This window comes from Streptomyces hawaiiensis (genome assembly GCF_004803895.1).
Lineage (GTDB): Bacteria > Actinomycetota > Actinomycetes > Streptomycetales > Streptomycetaceae > Streptomyces > Streptomyces hawaiiensis.
In genome coordinates this window covers 5596099-5611092 of sequence record NZ_CP021978.1, presented here as the reverse complement: position 1 = coordinate 5611092, position 14994 = coordinate 5596099, and the positions used below count along the sequence as shown (strand labels likewise).

15 protein-coding genes and 2 pseudogenes are annotated in these 14994 nt (G+C 69.9%); 5 read left to right on the top strand and 12 right to left on the bottom strand.

Translation table 11 applies throughout. The features are described 5' to 3' along the window. Positions 1-5 precede the first annotated feature (5 nt). Positions 6-956, bottom strand: a complete 951-nt coding sequence (locus tag CEB94_RS26010) for a LysR substrate-binding domain-containing protein (RefSeq protein ID WP_175434494.1) — start codon at positions 954-956, stop codon at positions 6-8. A gap of 133 nt (positions 957-1089) precedes the next feature. On the opposite strand from CEB94_RS26010, the gene CEB94_RS26005 reads away from it, so the two are divergent. Next, the gene (locus CEB94_RS26005; protein WP_175434493.1) at positions 1090-1644 is read left to right on the top strand and encodes a peroxiredoxin; all 555 of its coding nucleotides are present in this window, start codon (positions 1090-1092) and stop codon (positions 1642-1644) included. Between the two features lie 6 nt (positions 1645-1650). After that, on the top strand, positions 1651-2184 hold the full coding sequence (locus CEB94_RS26000) for an alkyl hydroperoxide reductase (RefSeq protein WP_175434492.1): 534 nt from the start codon (positions 1651-1653) through the stop codon (positions 2182-2184). Between the two features lie 79 nt (positions 2185-2263). On the opposite strand, the gene CEB94_RS25995 is transcribed toward CEB94_RS26000, so the two are convergent. The 4 genes from CEB94_RS25995 to CEB94_RS25980 all read right to left on the bottom strand — a co-directional run bounded on the left by CEB94_RS25995 (position 2264) and on the right by CEB94_RS25980 (position 7285). Then, a complete protein-coding gene (locus CEB94_RS25995; RefSeq protein WP_175434491.1) occupies positions 2264-3571 on the bottom strand; it encodes an AI-2E family transporter in 1308 nt (435 codons plus the stop codon). A 136-nt stretch (positions 3572-3707) separates the two neighbouring features. Continuing rightward, positions 3708-4412: an aggregation-promoting factor C-terminal-like domain-containing protein gene (locus CEB94_RS25990; RefSeq protein WP_175434490.1), complete on the bottom strand. Its 705-nt coding sequence runs from the start codon at positions 4410-4412 to the stop codon at positions 3708-3710. Positions 4413-4831: 419 nt separating this feature from the next. Beyond that, the gene (phoH2, locus tag CEB94_RS25985; RefSeq protein ID WP_175434489.1) at positions 4832-6157 is read right to left on the bottom strand and encodes an RNA 5'-3' helicase PhoH2; all 1326 of its coding nucleotides are present in this window, start codon (positions 6155-6157) and stop codon (positions 4832-4834) included. A gap of 354 nt (positions 6158-6511) precedes the next feature. Continuing rightward, positions 6512-7285: an isoprenyl transferase gene (locus CEB94_RS25980; protein ID WP_175434488.1), complete on the bottom strand. Its 774-nt coding sequence runs from the start codon at positions 7283-7285 to the stop codon at positions 6512-6514. A gap of 805 nt (positions 7286-8090) precedes the next feature. Here CEB94_RS25980 and CEB94_RS41075 point away from each other — a divergent pair. Beyond that, positions 8091-8470: pseudogene (locus tag CEB94_RS41075) on the top strand (DNA glycosylase AlkZ-like family protein); the annotation flags it as partial. Between the two features lie 18 nt (positions 8471-8488). On the opposite strand, the gene CEB94_RS25975 reads toward CEB94_RS41075, so the two are convergent. The 5 genes from CEB94_RS25975 to CEB94_RS25955 form a co-directional block, all read right to left on the bottom strand. Then, positions 8489-9364, bottom strand: coding sequence for a class I SAM-dependent methyltransferase (locus CEB94_RS25975; RefSeq protein ID WP_175434487.1), 876 nt, complete (start codon positions 9362-9364; stop codon positions 8489-8491). A gap of 64 nt (positions 9365-9428) precedes the next feature. Beyond that, the gene (locus tag CEB94_RS41750; protein WP_281292520.1) at positions 9429-9557 is read right to left on the bottom strand and encodes a hypothetical protein; all 129 of its coding nucleotides are present in this window, start codon (positions 9555-9557) and stop codon (positions 9429-9431) included. Between the two features lie 80 nt (positions 9558-9637). Next, a complete protein-coding gene (locus tag CEB94_RS25965) occupies positions 9638-10516 on the bottom strand; it encodes an LLM class flavin-dependent oxidoreductase (protein WP_175434486.1) in 879 nt (292 codons plus the stop codon). A gap of 68 nt (positions 10517-10584) precedes the next feature. Then, positions 10585-11562 (bottom strand): hypothetical protein, encoded by a 978-nt coding sequence (locus CEB94_RS25960; protein ID WP_175437163.1) that lies wholly within the window; start codon positions 11560-11562, stop codon positions 10585-10587. 35 nt (positions 11563-11597) lie between these two features. Then, a complete protein-coding gene (locus CEB94_RS25955; RefSeq protein ID WP_175434485.1) occupies positions 11598-12257 on the bottom strand; it encodes a hypothetical protein in 660 nt (219 codons plus the stop codon). 314 nt (positions 12258-12571) lie between these two features. Here CEB94_RS25955 and CEB94_RS25950 point away from each other — a divergent pair, with 314 nt between their 5' ends. Beyond that, positions 12572-12955, top strand: coding sequence for a DUF192 domain-containing protein (locus CEB94_RS25950; RefSeq protein WP_175434484.1), 384 nt, complete (start codon positions 12572-12574; stop codon positions 12953-12955). 56 nt (positions 12956-13011) lie between these two features. After that, positions 13012-13146: pseudogene (locus CEB94_RS41070) on the top strand (helix-turn-helix domain-containing protein); the annotation flags it as partial. A gap of 188 nt (positions 13147-13334) precedes the next feature. Here the strand turns inward: CEB94_RS41070 and CEB94_RS25945 are convergent. Then, entirely contained in the window at positions 13335-14255 is a 921-nt protein-coding gene (locus tag CEB94_RS25945; protein WP_175434483.1) for an SDR family oxidoreductase, read from the bottom strand. 258 nt (positions 14256-14513) lie between these two features. Next, a complete protein-coding gene (locus tag CEB94_RS25940) occupies positions 14514-14993 on the bottom strand; it encodes a MarR family winged helix-turn-helix transcriptional regulator (RefSeq protein WP_175434482.1) in 480 nt (159 codons plus the stop codon). Between the last annotated feature and the right edge of the window lies 1 nt (position 14994).

Genomic DNA, 14994 nt, shown 5'->3' with positions numbered 1-14994 from the left:
GGTCGTCAGGTGTCCTGCTCCAGCACCCGTACGGGCAGCGGGCGCAGCGCCTGCCGCAGGGCGGCCGCGAGCTCCTCGTACTCCGCGCCGCGCGCGGCCCCCATCCGCATCGCCAGCGCGATCCGGCGGGTGGGGGCCGGGTCGGCGAAGTACCCGGTGAGGAGCTGGTTGCTGCGGGAGGTCTCGACCTTGAGGGCGGTGCGCGGCAGCAGTGTGACGCCGAGTCCGCCCGCGACGAGCTGCACCAGCGTGGACAGCCCGGCCGCGGTGGTGGTGACCGGCACGTCGTCGCGGCCGGCCTCCCGGCAGATGTCGAGGGCCTGGTCCCGCAGGCAGTGCCCCTCGTCCAGCAGCAGCAGATTCAGCTCGCGCAGCGCCTGACGCGGAATGCCCTCGCGGCCGCCGAGCCGGTGGTCGAGCGGGGTGACGAGCACGAAGTCCTCGTCGAACAGCGGCAGTTCGGCCACGCCCGGTACTCCCAGGGGCACTGCGAGCAGCAACAGATCGAGCCGGCCGCCGGCGAGGCCGTCGAGCAGGCTGGCGGTCTGCTCCTCGTGCACCTGGAGGTCGAGGTGCGGATAGCGTTCGTGGACGAGCCGCAGGACGGTCGGCAGCAGATAGGGCGCGACCGTCGGGATCACGCCGAGCCGCAGCACCCCGGTGAAGGGCGCCCGGACCGCCTCGGCCTCCTCCAGGAGCGCGCCCACCTCCCCCAGAACGGCCTTGGCCCGTACGGCGATCCGCTCGCCCTCGGGTGAGAGCAGCACCTTGCGCGTCGTACGCTCGAGGAGCGTCACTCCGAGTGTTTCCTCCAGGGCCGACACGGCGCCCGAGAGGGCGGGCTGGCTCATGCCGATCGCCGCGGCAGCGTCCCGGAAATGAAGGTGTTCGGCCACGGCCGCGAAGGCACGGAGCTGGGCCAGGCTGGGCTGCCTGCGCTTATTACCGACAGTCACTGATAACTACCTCCGATCAACTCGACCGAGTGTAGCTATTTCCGTAATCAATCGAGCCTGTGCCAACATCAACACAGTCCAACCCATGGGAAACACCCGCAATCCGGGTGTTTCTTCGCTGCAAGGAGTGTGTGTGCTCACCGTCGGTGACAAGTTCCCCGAGTTCGACCTGACCGCCTGTGTCTCGCTGGAGAAGGGCAAGGAGTTCCAGCAGATCAACCACAAGAGCTACGAGGGTCAGTGGAAGGTCATCTTCGCGTGGCCCAAGGACTTCACCTTCGTGTGCCCGACCGAGATCGCCGCCTTCGGCAAGCTGAACGAGGAGTTCGCGGACCGCGACGCGCAGGTCCTCGGCTTCTCCGGTGACTCCGAGTTCGTCCACCACGCCTGGCGCAAGGACCACGACGACCTGCGCGACCTGCCGTTCCCGATGATGGCCGACTCCAAGCACGAGCTGATGCGCGACCTCGGCATCGAGGGCGAGGACGGCTTCGCCAAGCGCGCGGTGTTCATCGTGGACCAGAACAACGAGATCCAGTTCTCGATGGTGACCGCGGGCTCGGTCGGCCGTAACCCGAAGGAGGTCCTCCGGGTCCTGGACGCGCTCCAGACGGACGAGCTGTGCCCCTGCAACTGGTCGAAGGGCGACGAGACCCTCGACCCCGTCGCGCTGCTCTCCGGGGAGTGATCTGACATGTCGCTGGATGCCCTGAAGTCCGCCATACCGGACTACGCCAAGGACCTGAAGCTCAACCTGGGCTCGGTCATCGGCAACTCCGACCTGCCGGCCCAGCAGCTGTGGGGCACGGTGCTGGCGACGGCGATCGCCTCGCGCTCCCCGATCGTGCTGCGTGAGCTGGAGCCGGAGGCGAAGGCGAGTCTGTCGCCGGAGGCCTACACGGCGGCCAAGGCCGCTGCCGCGGTGATGGCGATGAACAACGTCTTCTACCGCACCCGTCACCTCCTTTCGGACCACGAGTACGGCACCCTGCGCGCGGGCCTGCGGATGAACGTCATCGGCAACCCGGGCGTCGACAAGGTCGACTTCGAGCTGTGGTCGTTCGCGGTCTCCGCCATCAACGGCTGCGGCATGTGCCTGGACTCCCACGAGCAGGTGCTGCGCAAGGCCGGCCTCGACCGCGAGGTCGTCCAGGAGGCGTTCAAGATCGCCTCCGTGATCCAGGCGGTCGGCGTCACGCTGGACGCCGAGGCGGTTCTGGCCGAGTAACCCCCGGCCGCACGCCCCGCATGGCAGGGCCCCGCCCACCTGACCGGTGGGCGGGGCCCTGTTGGCCTTTCGCGCCGGGCTACTCGGACGGCGTCTGCGGGGTCGGCTCCGCGCTCACCGCCGTGGCCCCGCGCGGCCGCACCGAATGCCGGAGCGCCGCCTTCTGCGAATACGACCGCAGATACCCCACGACCGTGTTGGTCACCGCCACCAGCGGCACGGCGACGACAGCGCCCCCGATCCCGGCCACCATCCCGCCGGCCGCGACCGACAGCACCACCGCCAGCGGATGCACCCGCACGGCCCGTCCCAGGATGAACGGCTGCAGGATGTGCCCCTCGATCTGCTGCACCGCGAGTACCACCACCAGCGTCATGACGGCCGTGAACACCCCCTGGGTGACCAGCGCGACGACCACGGCCAGCGCCCCGGAGGCCACCGCGCCCACCAGCGGGATGAACGCGCCCAGGAAGATGAACACCGCCAGCGGCACGGCCATCGGAACATCGAGGAAGTAGATCCCGAGCCCGATGAAGATCGCGTCGATCAGCGCGACGATCACCGTGCCCCGCACATACGCCGTCAGCGTCCGCCACGCCGCCGGACCGGCCCCGGCCACCCCCGGCCGAGCCGCCGCCGGCACCAGCTTCAGCGTCCACTGCCAGATCCGCTTGCCGTCGTAGAGCAGGAACAGCGTGCAGAAGACGGCCAGCAGGATCCCGGTCAGCGCCTCGACGACGACCGTCACGCCCTCCAGACCCGCCGAGGTGATCTGGTCGGTGTTCGCCCCGACCGCCTCACGCAGGTTCTTGGCGATCTCGTTGATCTGCTTGTCCGTGACGTGGAAGGGGCTGTTCAGCAGCCAGTTCCGCAACTCGTCGATGCCGTCCTGGATCTGGCCCGAGAGGTCGTCGATGTTCTCCATGACCTGCCAGGTCACGAACCAGCCGATGAGGCCCATGACGACGAAGCCGAGGATCGCCGTCAGCGCGGTCGCCGGCCCGCGCGGCACGCCGTGGCGCCGCAGCCGCGCCACCGTCGGCTGCAGCATCGCCGTGATGAGCAGCGCGATGACGAACGAGAGCACCACGAGCTGGACGGCGCTGATGACCCGCATCAGCACCCATACGGTGCCCGCGAGGACGAGGAGCCGCCAGCCGGCCTCGGCTGCGACCCGCACCCCCCACGGCACGGCCAGCGCGGGATCGGGACGGGCGGCGACGTCGGGCGCGTAGTCCGGGGGCGGCGGCACGTGTTCGTCGGCGAGCGTCCGGGACTCGGAGTCGTCCCGCTCCCGTTCGGCCTCGGCACGGCGTGCGTTGTACCGCTCGCTCATATCGGTCAGCCCGGCACCGAGCCGGCCGAGCCACCCTGGCACTCGCGACATGATCCGTCCTTTTCCCCCGTCTTGGCGCACCACTCCCCCGGGGAGCCGTCCGTCCGACCGTACATGGCGCGAGCCCCGCACCGGACGACGGTGCGGGGCTCGCGCGAAGGACGGGATCGGCCGTGGGCCGGTCGGCTCAGTACCAGTGGTTGGCCTGCCAGAACGACCAGGCGTCACAGGGGCTGCCGTAGCGGTCGTTCATGTAGTTCAGGCCCCACTTGATCTGGGTGGCCGGGTTGGTCCGCCAGTCGGCGCCGACGGACGACATCTTGGAACCGGGCAGCGCCTGGAACATGCCGTAGGCCCCGGAGGAGGGGTTGACCGCCTTGTAGTTCCAGTCGGACTCGTGGTCCACGATGTTGCTGAAGCACTGGAACTGACCCGACGGCACAACCTGCCGTGCCATGGCCTGGATCTGGGCGATGCTGTAGGAACTCGCGACGGGGAAGTCGGAGATGTCCTTGGAGCGGCTGGCGGCGGCTTCCTTGACCTCCGCGGCGCGCTCCTTGGCCTCCTTCGCCGCCTTGGCCGCCTTCTCGGCGGCCTCCTTCTTGGCGACGGCCGTCTCGGCGGCGGCCTTGCGGGCGGCCTCCTCGGCGTCCTTCTTCGCGCTTACGTCCGCCTGGATGGCCTGTGCGTCGGCCTGCTGCGTCAGCGACGCGGTCTGCACCTGGGCCTGCTGGCCCGCGGGGATGTCCGCGAGCAGCGTCGCGCCGCTTGCCGTCGCTTCGGCGTCGTTGTTCTGCGCGGTGCTGCCCGAGGCAACGCCGACGACGCTTCCGACAGCGGTGACCGCTGTGGCCGAGGCCACTGCGAATCCCCGGACCGAGATCCGGCTCACACGGTTTTCCTTCCAGCATCGCCCGCTTCGGTGACCCTCGCGGACGCAATCGTGCCCCTGGCACAGGCCTCCCCAACTGCGGGGTCACGGGAGGCGCGGGCCCGGTGGGCAACTCCCCCGAGGGGAGCGCCGTGTGTTGCTCGGGCGGCATACGACATCGCTATGCAGTTGATGCTGTTGCTTTGTGGTGCCGTACCGCTGGGGGTACAGGTGTGTCGTATGCGGGGCCTGACAGGAGTGAGACTCTGCCGTAACACGACGGGGCAAGGCAATTCCGAGTCGCGTGTGAAAGCTCACATCCCGTTTGGCGCGGGAGATTCACAGAAAGGTCCACATGCGAAGGCGCCGCCCGGCTAGGCTCTTCGCCTTCTCCGGACGGCACCAACTATCGCGTAACCGCCACTAGTTACTCGGGACGGTCAGATCTGACCATCTTCGAGCATTTCGGTCACAAGGGCGGCGATCTGGGACCTCTCGGACCGCGTAAGGGTCACGTGCGCGAAGAGCGGATGCCCCTTCAGCTTCTCGACGACGGCGACCACACCGTCGTACCGGCCGACCCTGAGGTTGTCCCGCTGGGCCACGTCATGAGTGAGAACCACCCGTGAATTGGCCCCGATCCGGGACAGAACGGTGAGAAGTACGTTCCGTTCCAGCGACTGGGCCTCGTCCACGATCACGAACGCGTCGTGCAGCGAGCGGCCGCGGATGTGGGTGAGCGGCAGGACCTCCAGCATCCCGCGTGCGGTGACCTCCTCGATGACCTCCCGGGACGTGACCGCCGACAGCGTGTCGAACACGGCCTGCGCCCAGGGGCTCATCTTCTCGGCCTCGGAGCCCGGCAGATAGCCCAGCTCCTGCCCGCCCACCGCGTACAGCGGACGGAAGACCATCACCTTCTGGTGCTGGCGGCGCTCCAGCACCGCCTCCAGTCCCGCGCACAGTGCCAGCGCCGACTTGCCGGTGCCGGCCCGGCCGCCCATCGACACGATCCCGACATCCGGATCGAGCAGCAGGTCGAGCGCGATCCGCTGCTCGGCGCTGCGGCCCTTGATGCCGAACGCCTCACGATCCCCGCGTACGACACGGATGGCGCCCTCGGGCGTGACCCGCCCGAGCGCCTTGCCGCGCTCCGACTGGATCATCAGGCCCGTGTGCACCGGCAGGCCGGCGGCCTCGGGGACGTGGACGTGTCCCTCCTCGAAGAGGATGTCCACCTGCTCGCCTGGCAGGGTCAGTTCGGACATTCCGGTCCAGCCGGAGGAGTCCGTGATGGCGAGCTCCGCGCGGTACTCCTCGGCGAGGAGCCCGACGGAGGAGGCCTTGATCCTGAGCGGGAGGTCCTTCGATACGACGGTGACGTCGAACCCCTCGGCCTGCAGATTGCGGGCGACCGCGAGGATGCGGGAGTCGTTGTCCCCCAGGCGGTAGCCGCTGGGCAGCACGCTGGGGTCCGAGTGGTTGAGCTCGACACGGACGGTCCCGCCCAGATCCCCGATCGGGATGGGGGCGTCGAGGCGGCCGTGCCGGACGCGGAACTCGTCGAGCAGGCGCAGGGCCTGCCGGGCGAAGTAGCCGAGTTCGGGATGGTGCCTCTTTGCCTCCAGCTCCGTGACCACGACGATGGGGAGCACGACCTCGTGCTCGTCGAAGCGGTTCAGGGCGTTCGGGTCGGCCAGCAGGACGCTGGTGTCGAGAACATAGGTGCGCCGGTCGGGCTTGTGGCGCTTTGTGCTGGTCACCACGGAAGGACGTACCCCCTCGGATGAGGTCGGGGAGCGACGGAATGGAGCTGGACCGGTCGTCGGCCGCCCTGCGCGGGCCGAAAACCGGCCCTCCGCCTCTTCGTCCGTGCTGTGACCGCACGATCGGGCTGGTGCAAAGGGCCTCCCGGGCGGACGGCCCCGTGCCGTCCGCTGAGATCCGACACCCGTGGTTCGGGCGTCGACCTGTCTGGGTTATGCCCTCGAACGAGCGTCGCCATGCCAAGGCATATGACGGCGAGCCGGTGAACTCCGTGTGACGCGTGTCTTCGAAGGGGTACCGGGAGGGGTCGCGACGTGGGACGTCCCGCGTCCCGCCGTCCGCGGACGGGTGCTTCAGCCGCCGTAGCGCCGGTGGCGGGCGGCGTAGTCACGCATGGCGCGCAGGAAGTCGACCTTGCGGAACGCCGGCCAGAACACGTCACAGAAGTAATACTCGGAGTGCGCGGTCTGCCAGAGCATGAATCCGGACAGGCGCTGCTCGCCACTGGTGCGGATCACCAGGTCGGGGTCGGGCTGGTCGCTCGTGTAGAGGTGACGCCCGATCATGTCGATGTCGACCGCCTCGGCGAGCTCCTCCATCGAGGTGCCCTTCTCCTGGGCGTCGAGCAGCATCGAGCGCACGGCGTCGGCGATCTCCTGGCGGCCGCCGTAGCCGATGGCGACGTTGACCACTATCCCGTCGACGTGCGCGGTGGTCTCCTCGGCCTCCTTGAGGACCGTCTGCATCCCGGAGGGCAGCAGATCCGGCGTGCCGACGTGGCGCACGCGCCAGCGGCCGTCGGCGGCCAGGGTGCGGGCGACGTCCTCGATGATGCCGAGCAGGGGGCCGAGCTCGTTCTGCGGCCGGTCGAAGTTGTCCGTGGACAGCAGCCAGAGCGTGACGACCTCGACGTCGGTCTCGGTGCACCAGCCGAGGAACTCCTCGATCTTTCCGGCGCCGGCCCGGTGACCGTCGACGGTGCTGGAACCGGCGGCCTTCGCCCAGCGCCGGTTGCCGTCCATGATGACGCCGATGTGCTTGGGCACCTGAGCGTGGTCCAGGTGACCTTCCACCCGGCGTGCGTACAGCCTGACCAGCAGGCCGCGCAGCTTGTCGCGCAGGTTCACGTGATCGTCAGCCCCTCCGTACGGATCGGACAGGCCGCGGCATGCGGCCCGGTCGTGGCCGCGGGCGGTCCCTGTCCGTATGGCAGTCCCCGGGGGCGAAGCCTACCCCCGCTGCGCCCGCGGGCCGCCAACCGGGGCGGAACGAGCGGTTCCGGCCGGTGGTTCGAACCACCCGGCGGACCAACAAAAAACGGGCCGGTCCGTGGGGGGGAGACGGACCGGCCCGAGGGGGGGTTTCCACCATAACCCTTTGTAAGTGATGCTGCGTGCATCGGCGTGCCACAACTACTCTCCGGAGTCGCCCGGCGACGCGGCGATGCTCACGGAGGCCCTCGTTCAGGGCTCGCTCCCGGCCCGGAACATGGCGCATACGCTGGGGAATCGGGCCCTCAAGGGCAAGATCCGGAGGATTTGCCGCATCTTGGGGGCTGGACGGGTGACTTGTCCGGCATCCCCCCGACGGGTGAACCGGCCGCGAACGCCCACTTGACCCGGGGTCGCCACCAGGCCGTCTCCGATTCGCCGCTTTGCCGCCCCGACATAGCCACTGCCCGGCTCGGCGGGGAAGCCCTGGCACCGCGCAGCCCCCTCCACCGCGCGGTACCGCCGCGCAGCTTTGCTCACGCGAATCGCCTCGGTCCGAATTTACGTGAGTGGCGGCGCGGAGGCGAGCTGCGGGCGATAACGATGTGAAAACCCTCGTCGGAAGATGCGTAAGTGCGGTGAGTGAAAGGAGTGACCCATGTCCCCGGGCGGCTCAGCCGGGGATCCAGGCCGGGATCTGTCCTCGAGGTCCGCTTCGAGGGGGACACCGGCGTGGGTGGCGGCGGGCGACACCGACTTCCCGGACGGCCCGGCGCGGGGTGTGCGCCTGCTCCCCTACTTCGACGCCTACGTCGTCGCCGGCCGGCCCGCGAACGGCTGTTCCCCGGGAAGAGGTACGAGCGCGCCCTCGGCGGCGGCCAGGCGGGCAACCACCCGGTGCTGCTCGTCGACGGTGTCGTGGTGGGGTGTGGCACCAGCGGCCCCGGGGCCGCCGTACGACCGTCACGGTCGAGCCGCTCATCCGGCTGACGGCACGACAGGAGCGGGAGCTGGGCGAGCAGGTGGAGCGGAATGGGTGAGGTGCTGGAGGCAATGGCGGAACCGGTGGTGGGAGAGGTGACGGTGGGTCCGCACGCGTGATCATGAGCTCGGGGTGCGTCAGCCCGGCTTACGCGCGTCGAGGAGGTGGCGGGTGCTGTGGGCGACGAAGGGGCCTTCGGCCCGGATGCGCTCGTGCAGCTCCCGGAGCTGCGGCTCGTACGCCTCGACGGTGAAGCCGGGGACCATCCAGACCACCTTGCGCAGGAAGTGCACGACCGCGCCGATGTCGTGGAACTCCATGCGCAGCCGCTCCGCCCGCAGACCGACGACCTCGAGCCCGGCGGCCTCGGCGTCGGCACGCTCCCGGTCGGGGTGGCGGGTGCTGTGTACGTCGTCCGGCTGGGGTCCGAGGAAGTACTCGACGAGTTCGAAGCCGCTGCCCGGGCCGACGTGCTGGGCGAAGTACGTCCCGCCGGGCCGGAGGACGCGGGTGATCTCGTCCCAGTGCGGGCGGACGGGATGGCGGCTGACGACCAGGTCGAAGGCACCGTCGGCGAAGGGCAGCGGGTCGTCCTCGGCAGCGGCGACGACCGCGACGCCGCGCGGACGGAGCAGGGCGGTGGCTTTGGCGACGTTGGGGGGCCAGCCTTCGGTGGCGACGGTGAGGAGGGGTGGCTTTGCCGGGGCGGCGTCGGCGGCTTCGGCGGCCTCGGCGGCTTTGTCCGTGGCCTTGGCAGTGGTGGGCTTGGCTGTGGCTCCGGAGAGGGCGAAGTCCAGCACCTCACCGCCCCCGGTCTGCACATCGAGCACGGCGCTCGCCCGGCCCAGCCGCTCGGCCATCGACACGGCGTAGCCCCAGGAGGGGCGTGCTTCCGTCGCCCGCCCTTCGAACCAGGAGAAGTTCCAGCCGTCCGTCGGGACGGAAGCGCCTTCAGCCAGGAGGTCTTCGAAGGCGGTGGGGTGTGAGGGGCGGGGTTCCGGGTGCTCTGCCATGGGGGGAGGGTGGCAGGGGGTGGGCGGGAACGCTCGGTATTTTCCTCGACGAGGAGGGTGCTCCTCACGGGAGGACGAACACGAGGTACTCGTCCTCGCCGTGCCGTACGGTGCCGGTCCACTGGAAACCGTGCTTCTCGAGGAGGCGTAGGGAGCCGGTGTCCCCTTCCCCGTCGAAGGTCACGGCCTGCACGAAGACGGTGTCGTCCCGGAGGACCTCGGTCTTCCAGTGCCGCAGGAACGCGTCGCGCGGCCGGGGCGTGGCAGCGGCCCTCAGGGAACCAGGGGTCGCACTTCCTCGGCCGCGAACCGCACGAACCCCTCCGGGTCGGGCTCGTCCGCGGTCGGCTGCAGCACGACGCTGTCGGCCCCGGCCTCGACCAGCCGCTCGACGGCCTTGGCGACGGCCCCGGCGTCTCCGGCGACCCCGAGGTCCGGAACGGCTTCGAGCCCCTCGTCCGCGAGCTCCGCGCGCAGCCGGGCGGCGGCGTCATGCCCGGTGGCGGTGAGCAGATAGGCGACGACAGGGTGCGGCCCGTCCCCACGCCCGGCCGCCGCCCGCCCCTCCGCCACGAGCTGCCGCGCCTTGCGCACGCCCTCGGCGTTCGTGGAGGCGGTGAGAATGGTCCCGTCGGCGGCCTCCCCGGTGAGCCGCAGCGACCGCGGCCCGGTGGCCCCGGCCAGCACCCCGCCGTGGGGCCCTTCCGGCGGCCAGTCGAGGGCCACGTCGTCGAGCTTGACGTACCGCCCGTCGACGGTGACCCGCTCGCCGCCCAACAGGGCCCGAAGCGCGAGCAGATGCTCCCGCAGCAGGGTGACGGGCGACTCGACCCGGGCGCCGACCTGCCCCATCCAGTCCTGCACGCCGTGCCCCACACCGAGGATCGCCCGCCCCGGGAACATCCGGTGCAGTGAGGCGGCCTCCATGGCCGTGATGGCAACGTTCCGCAAGGGCACGGGCAACAGCCCGACCCCGACCCGCACCCGCTCGGTCCACGCGAGGGCAGCGGCGGCGGTGGAGATGCCGCCTTCCCTGAAGCAGTCCTCCCAGAGCCAGAGCTCTTGGAGTCCTGCGCTCTCCGCGACTTCACAGACCGAACGGAGTTGCTCGGGGGCGAGTTGGGGGCGGAAGACTGCGCCTAGTGTGGTCATGGTGGCTTCCTACCCGGGACTGGCAGTGCCGGGCAACACACTTATGAAAGTCGGAGCTGTCGCTCGGCTCAGCGGTTGACGGCCTGGATCTCCTGCACGACGACGTCCTGGGTCGCACCGAACGTGCCGTCGGGCAGGTCGCCGCCTGCGCCGCCGGTGCCGGTCCAGTCGATCTCCCAGGTGACGGTGGCCTGGAGGGGGTACGTGCCGTTGCCCGAGGAGCGCAGGTACCTCACTCCGCAGGGCGGGGTCTGGTCGGCCTTGCCCTTGGCGTAGGGCTCGCCGATGCGGTCGTCGTTGACTTCGCAGATGCCGGAGGCCGGGTAGGTCACGGCGTCCTTGGTGCCCGGTTCGATCCTGAGCGACACCGGTCTCGCGGTCGCGGTCGCGGTGATGCCGATGACGGGTACGGACGCCGTGACGGACACCGGTTTGAAGTCTGCGACGTCCAGCCAGGCCCAGGTCGGCAGGTTGACCTTGGTCTGTGCGGCGGGCGCCAGGGTGACCTTGGTGCCGGGGACGCGGATCTCGGCGTAGGCGAGTTCGGCGAGGACCTTCGGAGTGACGGCGTTCTCGATGTTCGCGGGCGGAGGGGCACCCTGGTCCACCCAGAAGATGGGTTCCTCACAGGAGTCCCAGCCCGGGGGGAAGTCCCGGTTGACGAACGAGTCCCAGAAGTAGCCCTTGCCGGTCTTGTCCTTGTTGAAGTCCTTGTACGGCTTCCCGTTGACGTAGCGGTCCCGCTGCTTGGCGTCCCACTCGTAGCCCGTGGAACCGGCCTCCCAGGTCGGCTCGAGGTACTTCTGAAGCTGTTCCGGGGTGTACTTCGGGGCGTACCAGCAGGGGGGCGGGGTCCAGGACGTGGATGACGTCAGGGCGCCGGCGGAATTGCCGCTGCCGTTCTTCGAACGGTCGAAGACCACGCCGCCAACAGTGACGGAGACGGTGCCGTCTTTGCCTGAGTCGGCCTCCTGCGTTTCGCCGTCCGTGCCGCCGAACCCCTTCTCGGCGTAGGCGGGGCCGGTCATGGTCAGGGCCGCCGCCATGAGGCCCGCGGTGCAGAGCAGGCGCCTGGTACGAATCAGGGCTGACACTTCGCGCTCCCCCGCTGCGAGATCAGTCGCTCGGTGACCCATACGCCGTTGTCGTTCTTGCGCAGGGTGCCGGCGTAGACGACGTAACTGTCCTTCGTCACCGGCGTGACATCGGTCTTTCCCGTCTTCAGGAACTTGTTGAACGCCTTGCTCTGGTCCTCGCAGTACACGAGTGCGGCCGTGCCGTCTTCCTTGATGGTCAGGCTCTCGTTGTAGTAGCGGGTCAGACCGGTCGTGCGTGCGTCGTGGTCGACGAACTCCTGGATGTACTTCTGGCTCTCGGCGGCGGCCGTGCCCTCCGAGTAGAAGCGGTAGGCCTTGTCGAGGGGGTTCTGCTTGGCGATTGCCATGTCTACGGCCCTGATGCGCTGCTCGGCATCGTTGAGCGCGGCGTCCTTCTGGGCGTCGCCGGTCTTCGTCCATTCGAACTCGTAGGTCACGTCCGACGGCAGCCTGATCTCCGGCCGGCCACCCGCGGCCGATGCGCTCGGGCTGGGAGAAGGTGACGTTTTGTCCCCGGTGTCGGCGCCCGCGATCTTGTCGTTGTCCTTGCCCTTGGAGCTGTCGTCGCTCCCGCACGCGGACAGCGTCAGGGCCGCAGCGGCGGTCAGCGTGAGCGCTGCGAGCAGGGTGGGGCGGCGGTTCACGGTCGGCTCCCGGGAGGTGGCGAGGCTTCTCTTGAGCGAACCAAAGCTATCCAGCGGGGTGCGGCCGCACCAGGGTGAAGGTTGTCAACTCGCGGGGCCTATGGGGAGGAATCGGCGATTCGTCGTCCCGTTCCAGCCGTAACGGTTGCATAACGCGTTCCATGCCGGGCGCCAACAGTGCTGCCCTGTGGGGCGTTTCAGTCAGGAACGAGCAAAGGGCATGGGCCCGTGGGTCCATGTGAGGGGCTGTCCTCTGCGGATACCTTCGGGGCCGGAGAGCCATGGGCAGGCGGCACGGTCGGAGGTGGGTCCGGATGGGGCGGCATTGGCGGGACGGGCGTGGTGAGCTGGTCGTGCACGGGGGTTCTGGAGAGCTGTCCGTCACAGTGCCGCTGGAGATCGCCACCTCCTATCGGGCCCGTACGAAGGGGCTGTTGGGGCGGGACTCCATCGACGGGGCGATCCTGCTCTCTCCCGCCAACAGCGTGCACACGTTTCGTATGCGGATGCCGATCGATGTCGCCTACCTGGACCGTCACCTGCGCGTCATCGCCGTGCGGACCATGCGGCCGGGGCGGCTGGGGATGCCTCGGCTGCGGGCCCGGCATGTGGTGGAGGCAGGGGCCGGGGCGATGAGTGAGTGGGGAGTTCGGAACGGGGCTCGGGTGGACGTGGTCGTGCCGGTGGAGGGAGGTTAGGACCTCGGTCCAGGGGCTTCTACGGCAGGTCGCTCACCCGCGGCCGGACACCAGCAGTCATCGACGAGCGGCGGCTGCTCGAAGCCCGGCGCCTGCTGGGAGGTGGCGGTTGGGACGCCCGGGCTGTGGCCGTCCCTCTCGGGTTCACCGATCCCGCGAACTTCGGCCGCCTCTTCCGTGGCCATGGGGGACACCGGGTGAAGCCCCCGGGATCGCGGGGCTTCACCGGGCCCCTCATCCCGGCCGGGGCAGCGCTGAGCGCCCGCCCCGTCACCCGTTCGGCTCGGCCGGAACGGTTGTCGAGTGGTTCGGCCAGGAGGGACGGGCCCGAGGCGTCCTGGTCAGGCCGCCGGGCGGCGAGAAGGGGCCGAGGGTCCTGTCACCGGTGCCGCGCGGTGCGCAGCTCGTCGGTGTATCGGGCGAGGGCCTCCTCGGCCGTGGGTACGGGGCCGAACAGCTGCTCCTGGCGGTGGGGGTCGGCGACGTAGCGTCCGGTCTCGAACCAGCGGAACATCGCGGCCATGTCCGCGATCAGGGGCATGAAGCGGCCGGCGACGGCTCCTGCGGTGCGTGCTACGGCGGACGGGACGGCCCGCACCTTGATCTTCTTTCCGGCCCGGCTGCCCATCACGTCGGCCACCTCTCGCATGCTGACCGGACGGTCCCAGCCGATGTCGATCCGCTCACCGGCCTCGGCCTCGACGTCGACCGCGGCTGCCAGGTACGCCGCGAGGTCGGAGGTGTGGACGAAGGTCAGCGGGACGGTGGCCTTGCCGATCCACACCATGCGGTCCTTGTCGACCGGGTTGCCCGCCATGCTCGCGACCTGGTCGAGGAACGCCCCCGGGCGCAGGGCGACGAACGGGACGCCGAGCTGTTCGAGCCTGTCCTCGGCGAGCTTCTTGTGCCAGAAGTGCGGGACCTGTGGCGTCTGGTCGCTGGTGAGGATGCTGGTCAGGACGAACCGCCGGATGCCGGTGCGGTGGGCGGCCTCGGCGAGGTTGGCGTTGCCGATGGTGTCGATGTCGTTGGCGTTCTTGCCGCCGCGGGTGTAGCCGGCGGCGGTGGTGATGACGGCGTCGGCACCGTTCATCGCGGCCACGAGCGAGTCGACGTTGAGCATGTCGCCGCGGGCGATCTGAACGCCCCGGCTTTCGAGCCGGCCGGCGTCGCTGGCCGGCCTCACCAGGGCGCGGACGTTCTTGCCGCGCCCCAGGAGTTCGTCGACGACCTTGCTCCCCAGGGAGCCGGTCGCCCCGACGACGAGGACCGGGAGGGCGGTTGAGTCGGTGGCAGGCATGAGGGTCTCACTTTCCGTCAGGTCATCAGCGAGGGGCTTGGTGGGGCGGGGCAGGCGCGGCTGCAGACATAGGCGCCTGCGTGCCGGGGGGCCGATGGAGGCGGGCCGTGGGGGCGGGTCCGCGGTGCGCCTCGCCGCCGGAACGTGCCGCGTCCGAAGGCAGCCGCGACGGGTTGGGTGCCAGGGCCGGCCTGGCGGTGGTCGCGCCGCATGCGGGACGGTGTGCACTCCATTCCGCGTGGGGTGCACACCGGGCAGTCACGCGGACTCTTCTTCCGGCAGCGCGCGGCTGCTGATCGCCTCGGTGATGGCGTACGCGGTCTCGACGAAGGACTCCGCCTGGCGCTCCGACAGATTCCGGGCGGTGGTCTCCTCCAGGGCCCGCCACAGGGCCGCGATGGGTTCACGCATGGCGCGGCCCTTGTCGGTGAGGTGGACGACCATGACGCGCCGGTCGTGTGCGGCCGGCTCGCGCACGAGCAGGCCGGCGTCCTGCATGCGGCGCAGGGACTTGGAGACGGTGGAGTGGTCCAGGCCGACGCTTCCGAGCAGTTCGGACTGGGTCTGGCCGTCCCGGTCGAGAAGTTGCATGAGCAGCAGTTCCTGTCCGGGGTGCAGGTCCATCTCGCGGAGCATGGCGGCGGCGTAGGCGCGGTGGGCGCGGGCGAGTTGGAAGATCGCGTAGCTCATCGGTCCTGCGCCGGCCGTCGTGGGGATGCGGGGTTCGGGGGTGGGCATG

Excerpts from the sequence above, each read along its gene's own strand:
- CEB94_RS26000 (WP_175434492.1), top strand. The coding sequence starts at position 1,651 with ATGTCGCTGGATGCCCTGAAGTCCGCCATACCGGACTACGCCAAGGAC.
- CEB94_RS25995 (WP_175434491.1), bottom strand. The coding sequence starts at position 3,571 with ATGTCGCGAGTGCCAGGGTGGCTCGGCCGGCTCGGTGCCGGGCTGACC.
- CEB94_RS25975 (WP_175434487.1), bottom strand. The coding sequence starts at position 9,364 with ATGGCAGAGCACCCGGAACCCCGCCCCTCACACCCCACCGCCTTCGAA.
- CEB94_RS25965 (WP_175434486.1), bottom strand. The coding sequence starts at position 10,516 with ATGACCACACTAGGCGCAGTCTTCCGCCCCCAACTCGCCCCCGAGCAA.
- CEB94_RS25960 (WP_175437163.1), bottom strand. The coding sequence starts at position 11,562 with ATGGCGGCGGCCCTGACCATGACCGGCCCCGCCTACGCCGAGAAGGGG.
- CEB94_RS25950 (WP_175434484.1), top strand. The coding sequence starts at position 12,572 with ATGGGGCGGCATTGGCGGGACGGGCGTGGTGAGCTGGTCGTGCACGGG.
- CEB94_RS25945 (WP_175434483.1), bottom strand. The coding sequence starts at position 14,255 with ATGCCTGCCACCGACTCAACCGCCCTCCCGGTCCTCGTCGTCGGGGCG.
- CEB94_RS25940 (WP_175434482.1), bottom strand. The coding sequence starts at position 14,993 with ATGCCCACCCCCGAACCCCGCATCCCCACGACGGCCGGCGCAGGACCG.